General features: G+C 40.6%; 18 protein-coding genes. 16 read left to right on the forward strand and 2 right to left on the reverse strand.

Features of this window, described 5'->3' with window-relative positions:
* Window positions 1-14: 14 nt before the first annotated feature.
* On the reverse strand, window positions 15-362 hold the full coding sequence (locus FNT16_RS11310; RefSeq protein WP_143871681.1) for a DUF6170 family protein: 348 nt from the start codon (window positions 360-362) through the stop codon (window positions 15-17).
* Between the two features lie 117 nt (window positions 363-479).
* On the opposite strand from FNT16_RS11310, the gene pdxH reads away from it, so the two are divergent.
* From pdxH to ung, 11 genes are all read left to right on the forward strand, one after another.
* Complete coding sequence (gene pdxH, locus FNT16_RS11315; RefSeq protein ID WP_143871682.1) at window positions 480-1,121, forward strand: pyridoxamine 5'-phosphate oxidase; 642 nt, start codon at window positions 480-482, stop codon at window positions 1,119-1,121.
* 47 nt (window positions 1,122-1,168) lie between these two features.
* On the forward strand, window positions 1,169-2,089 hold the full coding sequence (locus FNT16_RS11320; RefSeq protein ID WP_143871683.1) for an AAA family ATPase: 921 nt from the start codon (window positions 1,169-1,171) through the stop codon (window positions 2,087-2,089).
* A 37-nt stretch (window positions 2,090-2,126) separates the two neighbouring features.
* The gene (locus FNT16_RS11325) at window positions 2,127-3,050 is read left to right on the forward strand and encodes a DUF58 domain-containing protein (protein WP_185976579.1); all 924 of its coding nucleotides are present in this window, start codon (window positions 2,127-2,129) and stop codon (window positions 3,048-3,050) included.
* The gene (locus tag FNT16_RS11330) at window positions 3,047-5,071 is read left to right on the forward strand and encodes a transglutaminase TgpA family protein (RefSeq protein WP_143871685.1); all 2,025 of its coding nucleotides are present in this window, start codon (window positions 3,047-3,049) and stop codon (window positions 5,069-5,071) included. The genes FNT16_RS11325 and FNT16_RS11330 overlap by 4 nt, the downstream gene beginning before the upstream one ends.
* A gap of 147 nt (window positions 5,072-5,218) precedes the next feature.
* Window positions 5,219-5,584 carry a response regulator gene (locus FNT16_RS11335; RefSeq protein WP_143871686.1) on the forward strand — a complete coding sequence of 122 codons (366 nt, stop codon included), beginning with the start codon at window positions 5,219-5,221 and terminating at the stop codon, window positions 5,582-5,584.
* Entirely contained in the window at window positions 5,581-6,195 is a 615-nt protein-coding gene (locus FNT16_RS11340) for a chemotaxis protein (RefSeq protein ID WP_143871687.1), read from the forward strand. The genes FNT16_RS11335 and FNT16_RS11340 overlap by 4 nt, the downstream gene beginning before the upstream one ends.
* 2 nt (window positions 6,196-6,197) lie before the next feature.
* Window positions 6,198-7,139 carry a sensor domain-containing diguanylate cyclase gene (locus FNT16_RS11345; RefSeq protein WP_143871688.1) on the forward strand — a complete coding sequence of 314 codons (942 nt, stop codon included), beginning with the start codon at window positions 6,198-6,200 and terminating at the stop codon, window positions 7,137-7,139.
* Between the two features lie 232 nt (window positions 7,140-7,371).
* A complete protein-coding gene (gene thrA / locus FNT16_RS11350; protein WP_143871689.1) occupies window positions 7,372-9,831 on the forward strand; it encodes a bifunctional aspartate kinase/homoserine dehydrogenase I in 2,460 nt (819 codons plus the stop codon).
* An 11-nt stretch (window positions 9,832-9,842) separates the two neighbouring features.
* Window positions 9,843-10,796, forward strand: a complete 954-nt coding sequence (gene thrB, locus FNT16_RS11355) for a homoserine kinase (protein WP_143871690.1) — start codon at window positions 9,843-9,845, stop codon at window positions 10,794-10,796.
* The gene (gene thrC / locus FNT16_RS11360; RefSeq protein WP_143871691.1) at window positions 10,797-12,083 is read left to right on the forward strand and encodes a threonine synthase; all 1,287 of its coding nucleotides are present in this window, start codon (window positions 10,797-10,799) and stop codon (window positions 12,081-12,083) included.
* A 110-nt stretch (window positions 12,084-12,193) separates the two neighbouring features.
* Window positions 12,194-12,865, forward strand: a complete 672-nt coding sequence (gene ung, locus FNT16_RS11365) for a uracil-DNA glycosylase (RefSeq protein ID WP_281281855.1) — start codon at window positions 12,194-12,196, stop codon at window positions 12,863-12,865.
* A gap of 80 nt (window positions 12,866-12,945) precedes the next feature.
* Here ung and FNT16_RS11370 read toward each other — a convergent pair whose 3' ends face one another.
* On the reverse strand, window positions 12,946-13,128 hold the full coding sequence (locus FNT16_RS11370) for a DUF3545 family protein (protein ID WP_143871693.1): 183 nt from the start codon (window positions 13,126-13,128) through the stop codon (window positions 12,946-12,948).
* Window positions 13,129-13,357: 229 nt separating this feature from the next.
* On the opposite strand from FNT16_RS11370, the gene mpl reads away from it, so the two are divergent.
* Genes mpl through trmB form a run of 5 tightly spaced genes read left to right on the forward strand, consistent with a single transcriptional unit; the run spans window position 13,358 to window position 17,689 of the window.
* Window positions 13,358-14,719, forward strand: a complete 1,362-nt coding sequence (gene mpl / locus FNT16_RS11375) for a UDP-N-acetylmuramate:L-alanyl-gamma-D-glutamyl-meso-diaminopimelate ligase (protein ID WP_143871694.1) — start codon at window positions 13,358-13,360, stop codon at window positions 14,717-14,719.
* Complete coding sequence (locus FNT16_RS11380; RefSeq protein WP_143871695.1) at window positions 14,712-15,335, forward strand: flavin prenyltransferase UbiX; 624 nt, start codon at window positions 14,712-14,714, stop codon at window positions 15,333-15,335. The genes mpl and FNT16_RS11380 overlap by 8 nt, the downstream gene beginning before the upstream one ends.
* A gap of 16 nt (window positions 15,336-15,351) precedes the next feature.
* On the forward strand, window positions 15,352-16,275 hold the full coding sequence (locus FNT16_RS11385; protein WP_143871696.1) for an ABC transporter ATP-binding protein: 924 nt from the start codon (window positions 15,352-15,354) through the stop codon (window positions 16,273-16,275).
* Complete coding sequence (locus FNT16_RS11390) at window positions 16,272-17,045, forward strand: ABC transporter permease (protein WP_246072210.1); 774 nt, start codon at window positions 16,272-16,274, stop codon at window positions 17,043-17,045. The genes FNT16_RS11385 and FNT16_RS11390 overlap by 4 nt, the downstream gene beginning before the upstream one ends.
* A complete protein-coding gene (gene trmB, locus FNT16_RS11395; RefSeq protein ID WP_143871697.1) occupies window positions 17,045-17,689 on the forward strand; it encodes a tRNA (guanine(46)-N(7))-methyltransferase TrmB in 645 nt (214 codons plus the stop codon). Before FNT16_RS11390 ends, trmB begins: the two co-directional genes overlap by 1 nt.
* Window positions 17,690-17,761 lie beyond the last annotated feature (72 nt).

The raw sequence follows: 17,761 nt of genomic DNA on the forward strand, positions 1-17,761 counted from the left end.
TTGTTGGTCTTCGTTTATTGGTCTTCGTCTTTTTTCTCTGCAGTTTCGTCTTGCTGTGTTCGCTCAGCCTGGAAGCTACGCAGTGCTTTAGGGAGATGTTTACGCGCTAGGTTAAGTTGGATTGGGTTGGTAATTAGCGGGTAGCAAATGCCGACAATGATCATCGGGATTAACATCCACCATTCTTCAAATTTGGCAACCATAATAAATATTGGGGCTAAAACTACCAATTTAGACATGTTTAAAATAAATTTATCTGGTACGCTCATAAATGACAAAGCGATAGATATTATCTGGGCGCGTTCTGTAAAAGAGTAAGTTTTAAGTTCAGGTATTTGCGAAGATTTTAAATAAAATGCCATAGCTTTGCTAGTTTGTGATCTGAACACCTATTGTAGCGATTTGTAGCGATTTTGCTATTTTTATCTATATTTTGTTGTTTCGTTTCAATCTTTTCTTATCGAGGGATATTGTTCTACATGTCAATATTTTATGAAGTTCGCCGTGAGTATGAATTAAGTGATCTTACCGAAGCAGATTTAACGCAGTCACCATTTGAACTATTTGAAAGTTGGCTAAAACAAGCTATGGAAATAAAACAAATTTCCGATCCTACCGCAATGATAGTTGCGACAGTGGACGAGGAAGGACAGGCATTTCAACGCACCGTTTTAATGAAAGCTGTGGATGATGAAAGCCTTACGTTTTATACCAATCAAAATAGCCGCAAAGGCCAACATTTGCAGCAAAATCCAAAGATTAGTGCGATTTTTCCGTGGCTTGCAGCTGAGCGTCAAGTGTTATTTTCTGGAGTTGTAGAAAAACTAAGTGAACACGAAAACGATGCGTATTTTGCATCCAGACCTTTTACCAGTCAAATAGCGGCTTTGGCATCCCATCAGTCAGAGGTCATTAAAGATCGGCAAACACTGGAAAAGCACTACCATAAATTGTTGGAAAAGTACCAAGGTAAGGATGTGCCGCGACCTCTCAATTGGGGCGGATATAAAATAAAAGCGCATGAAGTTGAATTTTGGCAAGGTGGTGAATTTAGGTTGCATGACAGATTTCGTTATTTTAAAAAACAAAACAACTGGCAAGTCGAACGTCTTCAACCATAATAATATTAGGGTAAGTACAAAAATTGTTGTGAATTACAAGGATAGACATGCAAGGTGATAAATTAGAAACGCGGTGTCAATTGGTGGTCGACAATATATCGGCTGTGGTCTTAGGCAAAGAGCAACAAATTAAACTTGCATTAACCTGCCTATTGGCAAAAGGGCATTTGTTAATTGAAGATTTACCCGGTATGGGAAAAACAACGCTGTCACATGTATTGGCAGAAACAATGTCTTTAAGTTACAACCGCGTGCAGTTTACCTCAGATTTGTTGCCGTCAGATATTACTGGGGTGTCTGTTTATAATACTGAACAAAATCAATTTGAGTTTCATCCTGGCCCACTCTTCAGTCAACTTGTTTTAGCGGATGAAATTAACCGTGCGAGCCCTAAAACACAAAGTGCGTTGTTAGAAGCAATGGCAGAGCAACAAGTCAGTATTGATGGCAACTCATATCCGTTAGAATCCCCTTTTTTTGTGATTGCCACACAAAATCCGGCTGAACAATCTGGTACGCATCCTTTGCCCGAGAGTCAATTAGATCGTTTTCTAATGCGAATTAGCCTTGGTTATCCGTCAATTGAGTATGAACTTAAGATGCTACAGCAAGGGGAGATTGAGCTTTGCAAAACTTGCGTTAATGGCAAATTGACGGTGCAAGATTTGTTAGGGATGCAAGAAAGTGTCAATCAGGTAAGGGTTTCTGAAAATTTACTAAAATATATTCTTCAGTTGGTACAATACACGCGGCAAAGTGATATGTTCCCCCAACCCTTGTCACCCCGTGCAAGCAGAGCAATTTTACAAGCTAGCAAAGCATGGGCATATATACATGATGCCACTTTTGTCACTGCTGATCATGTACAAGCTATTTTTACCTCAGTAGCCGAGCACAGATTGGCTGCAGGTGTTGCTATTGACGGTAAATTAAGCGAGCAAGTCTTGGCCGCGGTTGAGCCGGTATAAGTCCATGTTTGTGATGTCGAAAAAAAGTAGAAGCTTGATGTTTGAGCGTTGGCTTAACCAGCGTATTCCCGCATCGTATAGGCACAGCTTAAATCATAAAAACCTGTTTATCTTACCATCGAAAGCAGGAGGCGCTTATCTATTTTGTATTATGGCGGTTTACCTGCTGGCGACGAACTACCAAAATAATTTGATCTTATTGTTCGCTTATTGGCTCATTGCCATTTTAATCATTGCCATGATAGCAAGCTTTTTAAACCTATCTGGCTTAAAGATACAAAAACAAAACTGTAACCCTGCTTTTTGTGGTGAAAGCATTGCCCTAGAAATTCGGGTCGATAGCCCTAAAGCGGCCTACCAGCTGATTTTTCATGACACTGAGCAAAGCTCTATAGATATGGTCCCTCGCGGCTCTAGCTTGCATCATCTTCATTTTTTAGCCGCAAAAAGAGGATTATTTCAGCTACCCAGAATTAAACTGATGTCGACCGCACCTTTTGGTTTGTTCAAAGTATGGACGCATATAGACTTTGCGACCGAAGCTTTGGTTTATGCCAAACCGATTGCTTGCCCTCAATATTTAGCCGGCACAGGGAAATACTTGCAAGCAGGTGATGAGAAAAATACACAGGCAGATGAGTTTCAGGGTATAGAGAGCTATCGTCAAGGGGATGCACGCAGCCGTATCGTATGGAAAAAAATGGTGCCGGGTAAAAGCTGGATGGTTAAAAATTTTGAATCCGGACAACAAACTGAAATATGGTATTCCATTCATCACCTCAGCGGCGCGTTGGAGGAGAGGTTAGGGCAACTTACTTGGCTCGTGCTGCAAGCTCATCAGCAAGGTTATCGATTTGGTATACAACTTTTTTCGCATGATATTTCACCGGATGATGGGGTCCAACACAAATTAAATTGTTTAACAAAAATTGCGTTGACGGCTAACAAGGAAGTTTTGTGAAAAAAACAGTGATAGCCAACACTTCGTTGTTATCAATGGCACTGGCTTGTTTGATTTTAACTGGGTTTATGACATCGCAGGTTGGATGGCCTGCATTCGGATTCTTGGTTGCGAATGTTGGCGTTAGATTTTATCAAGAGGTTGCATCTAAAGAGCAATGGCGGCGTTTAACTAAATGGGTACCCGGATTGTTTTTTACGCTTGCCGTTTGCTTGGTGGCTTTTTCATTTTTGCAAGGCCAGCTGTTAAACAGTTTGTTTACTATGCTGATTTGTGCTCAAGGTTTAACTTTTTTAAATCTTCATCAGCAACGTTCACTGTTTACTTTAACTTGGGTACAGATGTTTTTGACTGCAGCAACTATGATGTATTTTTTAGAGTTGTACTATGCAGTGATTTTGTTTTTAAGCAGCTTACTTGCTTTGTTTGCAACCTTTTACCAATATCGCAGTGCACATTCGACGGTTGTTGAGCATGCTAAACAGTATTTGAAGTTAACTGTGCTGGCTTTGCCTGTCGCGCTCATATTATTTGCTATCATGCCCAGGCTACCGCCGCTGTGGCAGATGCCTAAAGCGCAGACAAAGACAACTGGGCTACAAGAAAACTTAAACCCAGGTGATATCGCTCAACTAAGCTTATCTTCTGATTTAGCATTTCGCGTCAACTTTTCCAGTATTGTCCCGCCTCGCGAGGCTTTGTATTGGCGTGGCTTTACCTTAGATTATTTTGACGGAAAGATATGGCAACAAAGTGGCGCAGCAAAGCAGCTTAGAAAATACGTAATCAGCAAGAATAAGGATTTACGTGGCCCTGTACAGGATGATGATGTATTAATTTACCAGGTCATTGCCGAAGCGAGTCAACAAAATTGGTTATTTGCATTAGATCTTGCAGTCAGTGATACAAAGGGCGTTGCTCTGATGCCGGACTATAGTTTGCTCGCCAGAAAAAAGCTCAATAAAAAGTTTCAGTATCAGGTTTCGTCATATTATAACTTAGCATTAGATGACGAACCTGCATATCGCCCACTACAGCATTATTTGCAACTACCGGAAGCACAAAATAAAAAAACACGAGAGTGGGCTTTGGCAATGAAGCAGAGGTTTCCGTCAGACACAGCTTTTGTTGAACAGGTATTAAATTATTTTAATCAAAATTCGTTTTTTTATACATTAGAGCCTAAACAAATTCCAGCGCCGGTGATTGATAACTTTATGTTTGATAGTCGGCAAGGGTTTTGTGGCCATTATGCCAGTGCTTTCGCTTACATCATGCGTGTTGCCGGTATTCCCGCGAGAATTGTCTTAGGGTATTTAGGTGGGGAGCATAACTCAAATGGAGACTACTACAGCATTTATCAATTTGATGCACATGCTTGGGTTGAGATTTGGCAACCACAAGGTTGGACGCGCATCGATCCAACTTTGGCTGTTGCGCCAGAAAGGGTATCGTTTAATTTACAACAAGCAGTGGGGCGAGACGAATTTTTAGCGGAAAGTTTATTTTCACTGCACAAATTTGATCAAGTACCAGGCGTGAAAAGTGCTCGGATGTTATTAGCGAATATTGATTATCAATGGACGCGATGGATTTTAAATTATGACAGCGCACAACAGGAGCGATTTTTGTCGCATATATTAGGTGCTCAAAATATTCTGCGTAGCTTGTTGATTGCCGTTAGTTTAATTGCATTATTGTTGGTGAGCTTTTTGCTGATTTGGTTCGTTTCAAAACCAGCTAATAATCAAAATAAATTACAAAAGGCATATAAAAAAGCGTTAAATTCATTAGAAAAGCTCGGGATATACAAAAAAGAAGGAGAAACACCCGCAACTCTATTGTATAAAATACGCATCGAAAATGTAGAAGTTGCAAAGCAGTGGAAAATTTTGTGTACAATAATGGATAGGATACAATATGCTGATGTCAGTGAGACAGAGCGTCAACGCTTGTATGTAAACTTGCAGAGTGTTGTCAAAAATATTAAGAAGCAGGTGCGGGACGTTGTAAGAAAGTGAAGAATGATGTTATTTTTTTGTAAAAAATAAAGAATTTTAACTTTGTAAATGATATTCTCGCAGTAAGGCTTTACTAATCCTTGTCTTCGTTGACCCTAGTAGTCAAAAATGATGTTTTTAACTTTATAATAATTAGAGAAAGACTTAATGAGCATTCCTGTATTAATTTGTGATGATTCAGCGCTGGCCCGAAAACAGGTTAAAAAAAGTTTGCCAGCTGAATGGGATGTCGAAGTTCAATTCGCGACCAACGGCAAGGAAGCATTGGATATTTTGCGCAACCAGCAAATTGGCGTTACATTTTTAGATCTGACAATGCCAGAGATCGATGGGGTCGCCGTGCTGGAAGCAAATCATGCAGAAAAACTCGTCGATTTCATTATCGTGGTTTCTGCTGATATTCAACCTGAAATGCAAAAGCGGGTAATTGAACTGGGTGCACTCGCGTTTATTCAAAAACCTGTAAATACGACTAAACTTAAAGAAATATTGCAACAATACGGATTGTTATGAAAGATATAGCGCTTACCGAAGATCAAAGAGACTGTTTGCAAGAGTTGATAAATGTCGCAATGGGGCGAGCAAGTGATAAGCTCGCTCGATATTTGCAGACGTTTGTGCACCTACAAGTGCCGTACATTGAGTTGATAGACTCACAAGCTCTGCCAGAGCGATTTGCAGAAAACTATGCTGAAGAGGGCGTGTCTTTAGTCAGTCAGGGTTTTTATGGGGAGCGTGGCATATTGGGTGAGTCTCTACTTATTTATAAATCACATGATGCACATGGTATTGCTGAAATCCTCGGCTATGAACCAGATGATATTTCTGAGGTTGAGCAATTAACAGACATCAGCTCTATCCTCACAACGACTTTTTTAAATGGTCTAGCTGAACAGATAGACAATCAATTAGCTTATAGCGCTCCACGTATTGTTTCATCGGTGGACACCCCGTTAGAGCAGCATCTAGAACAATTGTCTTTTAACTGGGATTTAGCTTTAAAAGTTGATATCAGCTATCAGGTTACTGATTATTCGTTTAATTGCGACATGGTACTTTTAATACCGGGAGAAGCGATCGTCAACATTCAGGCTGTTTTAGACCAAATATTGGATGAGTTTTAATTTTGCAGTTATCTGATATCCACTCACTCATTCTGCAACGTATTAATTCAGGCGTTTTGATTGTTGATGCGGATATCAACTTGGTTTATTTTAACCGTTTTATGGAATCCCATAGTCAACTCAAAAGTGAAGATGTCATCGGACAATCACTTTTTGATACTTTCCCTGATGCGCCTGAAAAATGGCTAAAGCGTAAAATTCAAAGTGTTTTAATGCTTAACTCGCCTGCGTTTAGTTCGTGGGAGCAACGACAATATGTTTTTAGAATGCGCCATGCCAGACCAGTCACTACGAGTAGTGAATTTATGGCACAGGATATTACCTTTATACCGGTTTGTAATCAGCAATCAAATGAAGTGGAACAAGTTTGTATTGTTATCGATGATGTTACCGACGTGTTTTTTTATCAAGAAAAGCTTAAAGACACATTGGCGAAGCTTGAACAAGTCAGCCGCATGGATGGTTTAACTCAAGTCGCAAACCGACGATTTTGGGAAGAGCGCTTTAAGATTGAGTTTGCCTCAGCGGTACGACATCAAAACCCCTTGTCACTGATCATGTTTGATATGGATAAATTTAAACAAGTAAATGATATTTATGGTCATCAGGGCGGCGATCTTGTTTTGGTTGAAGCGACTCGGTTAGTGCAATCAATGCTGCGTAAAGAGGATTTATTAGGCCGATATGGTGGCGAAGAATTTGGCCTTATTTTACCGAATACTGGCGGTAAAGGTGCGTTAGAGTTAGCAGAGCGTATTCGCAAAGCTTTTCAAGTCCATCCTATGAAGTTTAAAGAACATGTGATTCATGCAACTATGAGTGTGGGCGTTTGTGAGCTAGACAACAACTTTAAAAAATATGAAGATTTAGTCACTCGTGCCGATTTAGCCTTATATCAATCCAAGCGAGACGGTCGTAATCGAACGACACTCTACCGGAAATAAAAAATTTATTAATCATCATCTCAATTCCAAATATTGATTGACAGAGACGGCCAGATAAGGCACAGTTTCGCACCATGAAAAAGAGCGCGATTTACACCATTACCGTCATTATAACCATCACCTTTCAATAAGGGGTGGTCACTGGCTGTTGCGCTAAAGAAATCGAATCAATGCAAAAGCCCGTGACTCAAAAGGTCACGGGCTTTTTTGTCTGAAAAGATAGGGTAAATACATGCAAGTATTAAAGTTTGGTGGTTCATCTCTAGCAGACGCAGCGCGTTACCAAGTGGTTAGAGATATCGTATTAGAAAAGCAAAGTTCTTCTGCAACTGCGGTTGTTTTATCAGCACCTAAAGGCGTGACCAACATTCTGGTTGCGCTTGTACAAGAAGCAATTAAAGACCAGGATACAACCGAATTATTAAATCAGCTCAATGCGACAATTGATAATATTATCAATGAGCTTGCTAATACTTACTCAAACTTTGATAAATCTTCTGTCGTCGCGACTAAAGAAGAAAAAATTAACTTTTTAATAAATCGCTTGCAAGGCATCCGGTTATTGGGTGAATGTCCAGACTCTGTTAATGCCAGCATTATTTGTCTAGGCGAGTTTATCAGTGTAGAAATTTTCGCAGCACTGGTACGGGCGAGTGGTTTTGACAGTGATATTATTGACCCAACGGAATTGGTTGTCGCTCGTGGTGGCTATCTTGAATCTCAAGCAGATATAGAGACAAGTCGCAAATTATTTGCACAAGCCGATTTACCGACCAATAGTGTTTGGGTCATGCCAGGTTTTTGTGCACGTAATCCAGAAGGTGAATTAGTTACTCTGGGTCGAAATGGTTCAGATTACAGTGCGGCCATATTGGCAGCCTGTATTGATGCAACCGTGTGTGAGATTTGGACAGATGTCGACGGTGTTTATAACGCAGACCCTAATAAAGTATATAATGCTCAGCTAGTAGAGCAATTGTCTTATCAGGAAGCGATGGAGCTATCTTATTTCGGTGCGAAAGTTTTACACCCGAAAACAATTGGCCCTATCGCACAATACCATATTCCATGTCGTATCCGTAACACCTTAAACCCTGCGGCCCCTGGTACACTTATTTCCAGAGAAAGCGCCGCCGGAGAACATGTTGTTAAAGGTATTTCTACCTTAAATGATGTCACTATGGTGAATGTTGCTGGGCCTGGCATGAAAGGCATGGTTGGTATGGCTAGCCGTATTTTCGATGCAATATCGCGAGCGAAAATATCTGTGGTGTTGATAACACAGTCATCTTCAGAGTATAGCATCAGTTTTTGTATCCACTCAGCGGATACCGAGCGTGCTCGCAGTGTATTAGAGCAAGAATTTGAGTTAGAACTCAATAATCAATTGTTAGAGCCGATTGAATTGCGAGATCATCTATCTGTTATCTCGATTGTTGGCGATGGTATGCGCATGCATAAAGGGGTCGCTGCTAAATTCTTTGCGTCATTGAGTCAAACTAAAGTAAATATTGTTGCGATTGCGCAAGGTTCTTCCGAGCGTTCAATTTCTGCGGTTATCGAAGGTGCAAAAGCGCAGGATGCAATCAAGGTTACGCACCAAAACTTCTTCACTAATTTACATGTAATTGATGTATTTTTGGTAGGCTGTGGTACTGTCGGTAAAGTACTGATCCAGCAGTTAACTAAGCAACAACCTATACTTAAATCGCGTAATATTAGTTTACAAGTCTATGGGATTGCGAATAGTCGTAAAATGGCATTGGCGGAAAATGGCTTGAATCTGACTGAGTGGGAAGATGCGTTAGCAAATGGTGACAGCCAGTTTACACTGGCAAATTTAAAACAGTTTGTCGCCGATAATCATTTGATTAACCCCGTAATTATTGACTGCACCAGCAATGATGCCATCGCAGCGCAATATGCTGATTTCCTATCCGCTGGCTTCCATGTGGTTACACCAAATAAAAAAGCAAACACCTCTTCGATGGCGTTCTATCACCAAATCCGTGAAGCGGCTGCAGAAACTAATCGTCGTTTTTTATACGAAACAAACGTGGGTGCCGGCTTACCGGTTATCGATACTTTGCAAAGTTTAATTAGTGCAGGTGATGAGCTGATCGGGTTTCAGGGGATTTTATCGGGTTCTTTGTCTTTCATATTCGGCAAATTAGATGAGGGGATGAGCTTATCTGAAGCAACCTCTATTGCTCGCAGTAACGGTTTTACAGAGCCTGATCCGCGTGACGATCTCAGTGGGATGGATGTCGCCCGTAAATTATTGATTATGGCACGCGAAGCCGGTATGGAAATGGAACTGGAAGATATTGAAATTCAATCTGTACTGCCGGAAGATTTTGATGCGCAAGGCTCTATTGATACGTTTATGGATAATTTACCTAAATCAGACGCTTACTATAAAAAGTTAAATGATGATGCAAAAGCTGAAGGTAAAGTATTGCGTTATGTCGGCACGATAGAAGATGGTAAGTGTCGATGCAGTATTCAAGCTGTAGGTGCTGAACATCCGTTATATGCCATTAAAGATGGTGAAAACGCGTTGGCGATTCATAGTTTATATTATCAGCCAATTCCATTGGTTATTCGTGGTTATGGTGCTGGTGCAGCGGTAACCGCTGCTGGCGTGTTTGCCGATCTAATGCGCACCATGCCTTGGAAACGCGAAGTATAAAAGAGGTCAATATGGCGGTAACAGCATATGCACCCGCATCAACGGGTAATGTCAGTTTAGGTTTTGATATTTTAGGTTTAGCGCTAGCGCCAATAGATGGCACTTTGCTTGGTGACCGGGTATCGGTGCTATCAGAACAAGCTGAATTTAGTTTAGTGAATACTGGTCGCTTCGCACATAAATTACCGGCAGATGCGACACAAAACATTGTTTATGATTGTTTTATCGGTTTTCAAAAAGAAATGGCTGAACTGGGGATAGAAGTTCAGCCTGTCGCAATGCAATTGGAAAAAAACTTGCCCATTGGTAGTGGTTTAGGTTCATCTGCAAGTTCAATCGTGGCAGCTTTAGCAGCATTAAATGCATATTATGGTAATCCGCTTAATAGCGAGAAATTACTGCGTTTAATGGGTAAATTAGAAGGTCAAATTAGTGGCAGTGTACACTATGACAATGTCGCACCTTGCTATCTAGGTGGCTTACAATTGATGCTCGAGAGTGAGCAGAAAATTAGTTTGAGCCTACCCGTTTTTGATGACTGGTATTGGGTGATTTGTTATTCAGGTGCGAGTGTTTCAACCTCTGCTGCGCGTGAAATATTACCCGCTCAATATGATCGTTCAACAACCATAGATTTTGGCAGGCAATTAGCGGTTTTCGTCGATGCGTTGCATCGCGGTGACCGTGCATTAGCCGCTGCTGTTATGAATGATGTGATCGCGGAGCCGTATCGCAAATCATTGTTAAAAAACTTTGATGCTGCTCGCAGTTATGCGGAGCAAGAAGGCGCGCTGGCTTTTGGCATTTCAGGCTCGGGCCCAACCGTTTTTGCCGCAGTGGATAGCCAACAAACAGCCGCTAATATCAAATTATGGTTAGAACAAAACTATATTCAAAATGAAGACGGGTTTGCCCACATTTGTAAGGTAGATACCCGCGGAACCCAAGTGTCAGAGGACGTGTAAGTGGAATTATTTAATCTGAAAGATCCGACTGAAGTTGTTAGTTTTTCACAAGCGGTTAAACAAGGTTTAGGGCGTAATCAAGGTTTGTTTTTTCCTAAATCTATCCCGCAACTTGAAGATATCGATGCTTTATTAGCGTTACCGTTTCAACAACGTAGCGTTAAAATATTAAACGCGTTAATTGGTGATGAGTTAGGTGAAGAGACGGTTGCTCAGTTAGTCAATAACGCTTTTCAATTTACAGCACCATTAGCGCACGTTGCCGATAATGTTTATTCATTAGAATTGTTTCATGGTCCAACACTTGCGTTTAAAGATTTTGGCGCTCGCTTTTTGGCACAATGCTTGTCGCATCTCACGGCGCAAGGTCAGCCTATTACTATCTTGACTGCAACCTCTGGGGATACAGGTGCAGCGGTTGCGCATGCATTTCATGGATTGCCAAATATTAATGTTGTTATTTTATATCCGAAAGGCATGGTCAGCCCGCTACAAGAAAAGCAGTTTTCAACTTTAGGTGGCAATATATTTACCGCTGAAGTAGATGGCGCTTTTGATGATTGTCAGGCATTAGTTAAGCATGCTTTTGACGATCAGGATATCCGCGAAAAACTGCACTTAAACTCAGCCAATTCAATCAATATTGCTCGTTTGTTGGCCCAGGTTTGTTATTACTTTGAAGCACTGGCTCAGTTACCAAAAGACCAGCAAAACAAGGCCGTTATCTCAGTACCGAGTGGTAATTTTGGCAATTTAGCCGCAGCTATGATTGCTAAAACCATGGGATTACCGATCAAGCGTTTTGTCGCTTCGACCAATGTTAATGATACTGTACCTCGGTATTTATTATCTGGCTTATGGGAACCGAAAAAGACGATCGCGACTATGTCAAACGCAATGGATATCAGCTCGCCAAATAACTGGCCGCGTATTGAGGCTATGATTGAGCAAGGTTTAGTGGATAAATCTTTATTGACTGCCGAAAGTGTTGACGAAGATTATACCCACATGGGCGTACGTCAGCTGAACGATTTAGGCTATCAGAGCGAACCACATGCAGCGGTTGCCTATAAAGCCCTTAAGCGCACTCTAGCTGACGATGAAATTGGCATTTTCTTGGGGACAGCACATCCTGCAAAATTTAAAGAAACAGTTGAAAATATATTAGGTGTGCCGGTTGCATTGCCTAAAGCACTGGCTGATGTTGCAAATAAGGATATATTGTCCGATGCTATCAATGCAGATTTTGCAACGCTAAAAGAATATATGTTTACCAAGCTAGGTTAATAAAAACATAATATGCTTATCGCCTAAAATGCCCTGAATTTTCAGGGCATTTTTGTTTGCAAAGAAGCAAAAGTGCTGAATAAAATAAGTAAACTAAGCTTAACAAGGTATTGCGTATGCTATGGGAAAATGTGTTAGCGACAGAAAAGCAGCAGCGTTATTTTCAAGAAATAACGCAATTTGTTGAACAAGAGCGGGTATCAGGAAAAACGATATACCCACCTAAAGATGAGGTATTTGCGGCTTTTCAAGAAACAGAGTTAGCCGATATTAAAGTCGTGATACTAGGGCAAGATCCGTATCATGGTGCGAATCAGGCACATGGTTTATGTTTTTCTGTGCAACCCGGTATTAAAATTCCGCCTTCACTCGCCAATATTTATAAAGAGCTGGCAAATGATGTTGAAGGTTTTCAGATCCCACAGCATGGTTATTTGCAATCCTGGGCACAACAAGGTGTGTTTTTGTTAAACACTGTGTTAACAGTGGAAGCAGGTAAAGCACACTCGCATGCTAAGTGCGGCTGGGAAAAATTCACAGATCAAGTGATTAAGGTGATAGATCAACACACGAATGACATTGTTTTTATGTTGTGGGGCGCCCATGCGCAAAAAAAAGGGGCACACATAGATCGTGATAAACACCTTGTTTTGCAAGCACCGCACCCATCGCCACTTTCAGCTCATCGCGGTTTTTTTGGGTGTGGTCATTTCAGTCAAGCGAATCAATATTTATTGCAAAATGGCAAAAAGCCTATTAATTGGCAAATTAATAGGCTGTAGAATTGATTTATTGCGTATTACGCATGACTCTAAAGTTAACCGCACTGTATACAAAAAAGCCCCTGATTAATTTAGGGGCTTTAGATGTCTAGTTGGTAATGCTCTTTTAATTGGCCAAACTCGTCAATGTCGTCCAATTCTCTGGATAAATTTCGTTGATCTAAAATTGCTTCAATTTCACGCCACTTTCGTTTTTTGCTGCTTTTTGATTCGTTATTGGAATGGCGTGTTGAGGGAAAGAAAATTTCGTTTGTCATTTCCATTTGAAACTCCTTAATTTTAACCATTAACTAGATAATATGAGTTTTTGCAACAATTCGATGGTATTTTCCATCTGTGACCAATTGATTAACCTTTTATTAAAAGTTTAAGTCGCGAAATAAAACTGATAAAACTTAACATCCTTGTTTGTAAACTTTACCGTATATATATTCAAAAGGCGGGCGATAAACTGGTATCATGCACCATATCTTAATATTCAAATAACGTTTTATGCATATTCATATTCTAGGCATTTGTGGCACTTTTATGGGTGGATTAGCGGTGCTGGCTAAACAAATGGGGTATCGCGTTACGGGTTCCGATTTAAACGTATACCCGCCGATGAGCACCCAATTAGAAGCACAAGGCATTGAATTAATTCAAGGTTATCAACCAGAACAGCTTAATATTAATCCCGATCTGGTTGTGATTGGTAACGCAATGTCTCGTGGAAATCCCGTTGTGGAAGCGGTTTTAGATAAAAATATTCCGTATATTTCGGGCCCTCAATGGTTATTTGAGCATGTACTCAAAGACAAATGGGTTTTAGCGGTTTCCGGTACGCACGGTAAAACAACGACTTCGAGCATGTTAGCTTGGATATTGGAAGATAATGGCTGTAAACCCGGCTTTTTAATTGGTGGTGTGGCAAACAATTTTGGCATCTCCGCGAGATTGGGTGATTCGATATTTTTCGTCATCGAAGCGGATGAATACGACTCAGCATTTTTCGATAAACGCAGCAAATTTGTGCACTATCATCCACGTACTTTAGTTGTTAATAATCTAGAGTTTGACCACGCAGATATTTTTGATGACTTACATGCAATAAAAAAGCAATTTCACCATCTGATTAGAACCGTCCCGGCCAGCGGCCAAGTTATTTATCCGGCACATGAAACGAATGTTGTTGCTATGTTAGAGATGGGATGTTGGAGTGAAACAGTCAGTTTAGGCGATGAATGGACAATACAATCACTGTCTGATGACTGGTCAAGCTTTGAAGTGGCGTTTAAAGAAAGCACGGTCGCGCGCTTAGACTGGCCGTTAATTGGCCAGCATAATGCATTTAACGCAACTATGGCTATTATTGCAGCTCGTCATGCGGGTGTTAGACCAGAGCAAGCTATCCAGTCTTTGAGTCGCTTTAAAAACGTTAAACGCCGATTGGAATTGTTGGCGCAAGTGAATCGAGTTCAAGTCTATGATGATTTTGCGCATCACCCTACAGCGATCGCAACAACCTTGGATGGCGTGATAAAAAATACGCAACAAGGGCGCGTGCTTGCTGTCCTTGAACCGAGATCGAACACAATGAAAATGGGGATCTTCAAGCAAGAATTAATCGCCGCACTAAATAAAGCGGATGCTGTTTTTATTTACCAGGATACAAATTTAAGTTGGTCATGTGACGCGATAGAACAAGGTTTATCTGCATTGAATACGCCTTGCTTTGTGTTGTCTGATATTGACGATTTAGCATCTCAGGTCGCTCAGTACAGTGCTCAAGATGACAAAGTAGTGGTGATGAGTAATGGTGGTTTTGCCGGCGTCCATCAAAAAATAATAGGTGAGCTGAATAAATATGCTTAAATCATTTACACGTGAAATTACGTTGGCGCTAACCGGTGCATCAGGAATGCCTTACGCTTTAACTTTATTGAAAACATTGGTCAGTGCAGATTGTCGTATTCATTTACTGATATCATCTGCTGCGCGCGTTGTTTTGAAAACAGAAAATAATTTAACGATACCTGCGGGTCCGCAAGCGGCTGCAGATTTTTTAATTGAGCATTGTTCAGCAAAGGTGGGGCAGATCGTCTGTTATGGCAAAGATGAATGGTTTTCCCCTGTAGCTTCAGGCTCTGCCGCACCTAAAACCATGGTTGTCTGCCCGTGCAGTATGGGCACATTATCCGCGATTACAAGTGGCGCGAGTGACAATTTAATTGAGCGTGCTGCTGATGTTGTGATTAAAGAAAAAGGGCAGCTTATACTGGTACCGCGGGAAATGCCACTTTCCGTAATTCATTTAGAGAATATGACACGTTTAGCGAAACTTGGCGTGACGATAATGCCCGCTTCCCCTGGTTATTATCATCAACCTCAAAGTATCGAGGATCTTGTAAATTTTGTGGTTGCGCGTATTTTGGATCACCTTTCGATTGCACAAGATTTAATAGAGCCATGGGGTTATAAACATCATTAAGCAGGAAAAAACTTCAATGTATGCATTAGAAATTAACAATCTAAAGAAGGTCTACAAAGGGGGCGTTGAAGCGCTTAAAGGCATAGATCTCACGGTAAAAGAAGGTGACTTTTTTGCTTTGCTAGGTCCAAATGGCGCAGGTAAATCAACTACAATTGGTGTTTTAAGTTCGCTGGTTAATAAAACATCAGGCCAGGTCAAAGTGTTTAACCATGATATCGATAATTCATTGGATAAGGCCAAATCTTATATTGGCTTGGTTCCGCAAGAGTTTAATTTTAATCAATTTGAAACGGTACAGCAAATTGTTGTAAACCAAGCCGGATATTATGGGGTTGAACGTAAAATTGCGTTGCAGCGCAGCGAAGTTTATCTTAAGCAAACTGACTTGTGGGAAAAGAGAAATTCACCGGCCCGCAATTTGTCAGGCGGCATGAAGCGTCGACTGATGATTGCAAGAGCTATGATGCATCAACCTAAATTATTAATTTTAGATGAACCGACAGCTGGTGTGGATATCGAAATTCGCCGCTCAATGTGGAAGTTTTTAACGGATATTAACAAAAGCGGCGTAACCATTATTCTGACAACTCATTATTTAGAAGAAGCTGAAAGTTTATGTCGTAATATCGCAATTATCGACAAAGGCAAAATTATCGAAAACACTAGCATGAAGCAGCTTCTTGGCAAACTCAGTGTTGAGACTTTTATTTTAGATTTAGATGATGACTATCAGGACATACAACTTAAATGCTGTAAAAGTGAATTAGTTGATAGTCATACATTACAGGTGGAGCTAGAAAAAGGCTCAACGCTGAATCAGTTATTTAGTGAATTAACGGCTCAACAGGTTAAGGTTAAAAGCATGCGAAATAAAGCAAATCGACTAGAAGAGTTATTTGTACGTTTAGTTGAACATGGGCGGGAGACACAAGTTTGATACAGGCAAATTACTGGGTTGCGTTAAAAAGTATTTTATATAAAGAATGCAATCGTTTCTTACGCATTTGGGTTCAAACCTTAGTGCCACCCGCTATCACGATGACATTATATTTTGTTGTGTTTGGTAGTTTGATTGGTAGTCGAGTCGGTGAAGTTAACGGTTTTAGTTATGTTGAGTTTATGATGCCGGGGTTAATTATGCTGGCTGTCATTAACAATGCATACTCGAATGTGTCATCTTCGTTTTTTAGTGCTAAGTTTCAGCGTAATGTCGAAGAACTGCTCGTTGCGCCTGTGCCTACCTATGTTATTGTCGCTGGCTATGTTGGTGGGGGCGTAATTCGAGCTACTATAGTCGGTTTTATTGTCAGCTTAGTCGCGCTTTTCTTTGTCGATATTCAGATACATAATTTTGGGGTGATTCTTTCGACTCTACTTTTAACAGCAGTGTTGTTTGCCCTAGGTGGCTTGATTAATGCCGTTTATGCAAAAACATTTGATGATATTAGTATTATACCGACATTTATATTGTCTCCTTTAACCTATTTAGGGGGGGTCTTTTTTTCTGTTTCAATGTTGCCAGACTTTTGGCAAGGCGTCAGTCAGTTGAATCCCATTATTTATATGGTCAATGCGTTTAGATTTGGTTTTTTAGGCGCTAGTGATGTGAGTTTAACACTCGCTTTTTCGGTATTAATAGGTTTTACCCTAGTGCTGTTTTTCACCGCTGTTACACTTATTAATAAAGGTATTGGGATCCGCAGTTAATGATTGGCAATTCAAGAAGTATAGAATCAAGCCAGCAAGGCATTCATAAAGATCTGACAAAAATTGTAACTCGTCATCTCTCGAGCGAATTCAAAAAGCCAGTTGCTGAGCATACTTTGCTCGCTTATCAGAAAATATTGTCGTTTATTGACAAGCAAGGTAAGCCACTCATTTTTGATTCATGCTGTGGGGTTGGAGAAAGCTCGAGGCAGTTAGCTGAAAACAATCCGGATAAGTGTGTTGTAGGGGTCGATAAATCTGAGTTTAGGCTCAATAAACAAGGAAGAGAGGATCAGCCTAATTTATTGTTGATTCGTGCTGATTTAAATGATCTTTATCGCCTGATGGTTAAAGACAAATTGGTTGTTGCTGAACATAAGATTTTTTATCCTAATCCATGGCCTAAAAGCCAGCATATTAAAAGGCGCTGGCATGGGAGTCCGGTCTTTCCTCAAATAGCAGCGTTGTCTGCTAGTCTGGAGCTGCGTTCAAACTGGCTGTTGTACTTACAAGAGTTCCAGATTGCTCTACAACATTTACAGATAAATAGCCAACTGAACGAAATAGAGGTACGCATACCTATTACGCCATTTGAAGAAAAGTATGTCATAAGCGGACAGAAGATATATCAGCTACGTACTTGACTTAGTTTTATATCACTTCTATTGGGTTGTGTTTTAGCCGCAATTTACTAATCTGTAACTATATATATAAAT

Origin of the sequence: Catenovulum sediminis, assembly GCF_007289895.1 — a bacterium.
GTDB lineage: Bacteria > Pseudomonadota > Gammaproteobacteria > Enterobacterales > Alteromonadaceae > Catenovulum > Catenovulum sediminis.

Bases quoted from the DNA above. Each gene is read 5' to 3' on its own strand.
- thrA (WP_143871689.1), top strand. From the start codon at position 7,372: ATGCAAGTATTAAAGTTTGGTGGTTCATCTCTAGCAGACGCAGCGCGT.
- pdxH (WP_143871682.1), top strand. From the start codon at position 480: ATGTCAATATTTTATGAAGTTCGCCGTGAGTATGAATTAAGTGATCTT.
- thrB (WP_143871690.1), top strand. From the start codon at position 9,843: ATGGCGGTAACAGCATATGCACCCGCATCAACGGGTAATGTCAGTTTA.
- mpl (WP_143871694.1), top strand. From the start codon at position 13,358: ATGCATATTCATATTCTAGGCATTTGTGGCACTTTTATGGGTGGATTA.
- FNT16_RS11340 (WP_143871687.1), top strand. From the start codon at position 5,581: ATGAAAGATATAGCGCTTACCGAAGATCAAAGAGACTGTTTGCAAGAG.
- FNT16_RS11385 (WP_143871696.1), top strand. From the start codon at position 15,352: ATGTATGCATTAGAAATTAACAATCTAAAGAAGGTCTACAAAGGGGGC.
- FNT16_RS11310 (WP_143871681.1), bottom strand. From the start codon at position 362: ATGGCATTTTATTTAAAATCTTCGCAAATACCTGAACTTAAAACTTAC.
- FNT16_RS11380 (WP_143871695.1), top strand. From the start codon at position 14,712: ATGCTTAAATCATTTACACGTGAAATTACGTTGGCGCTAACCGGTGCA.
- FNT16_RS11325 (WP_185976579.1), top strand. From the start codon at position 2,127: ATGTTTGAGCGTTGGCTTAACCAGCGTATTCCCGCATCGTATAGGCAC.
- FNT16_RS11370 (WP_143871693.1), bottom strand. From the start codon at position 13,128: ATGGAAATGACAAACGAAATTTTCTTTCCCTCAACACGCCATTCCAAT.
- FNT16_RS11335 (WP_143871686.1), top strand. From the start codon at position 5,219: ATGAGCATTCCTGTATTAATTTGTGATGATTCAGCGCTGGCCCGAAAA.
- FNT16_RS11320 (WP_143871683.1), top strand. From the start codon at position 1,169: ATGCAAGGTGATAAATTAGAAACGCGGTGTCAATTGGTGGTCGACAAT.
- trmB (WP_143871697.1), top strand. From the start codon at position 17,045: ATGATTGGCAATTCAAGAAGTATAGAATCAAGCCAGCAAGGCATTCAT.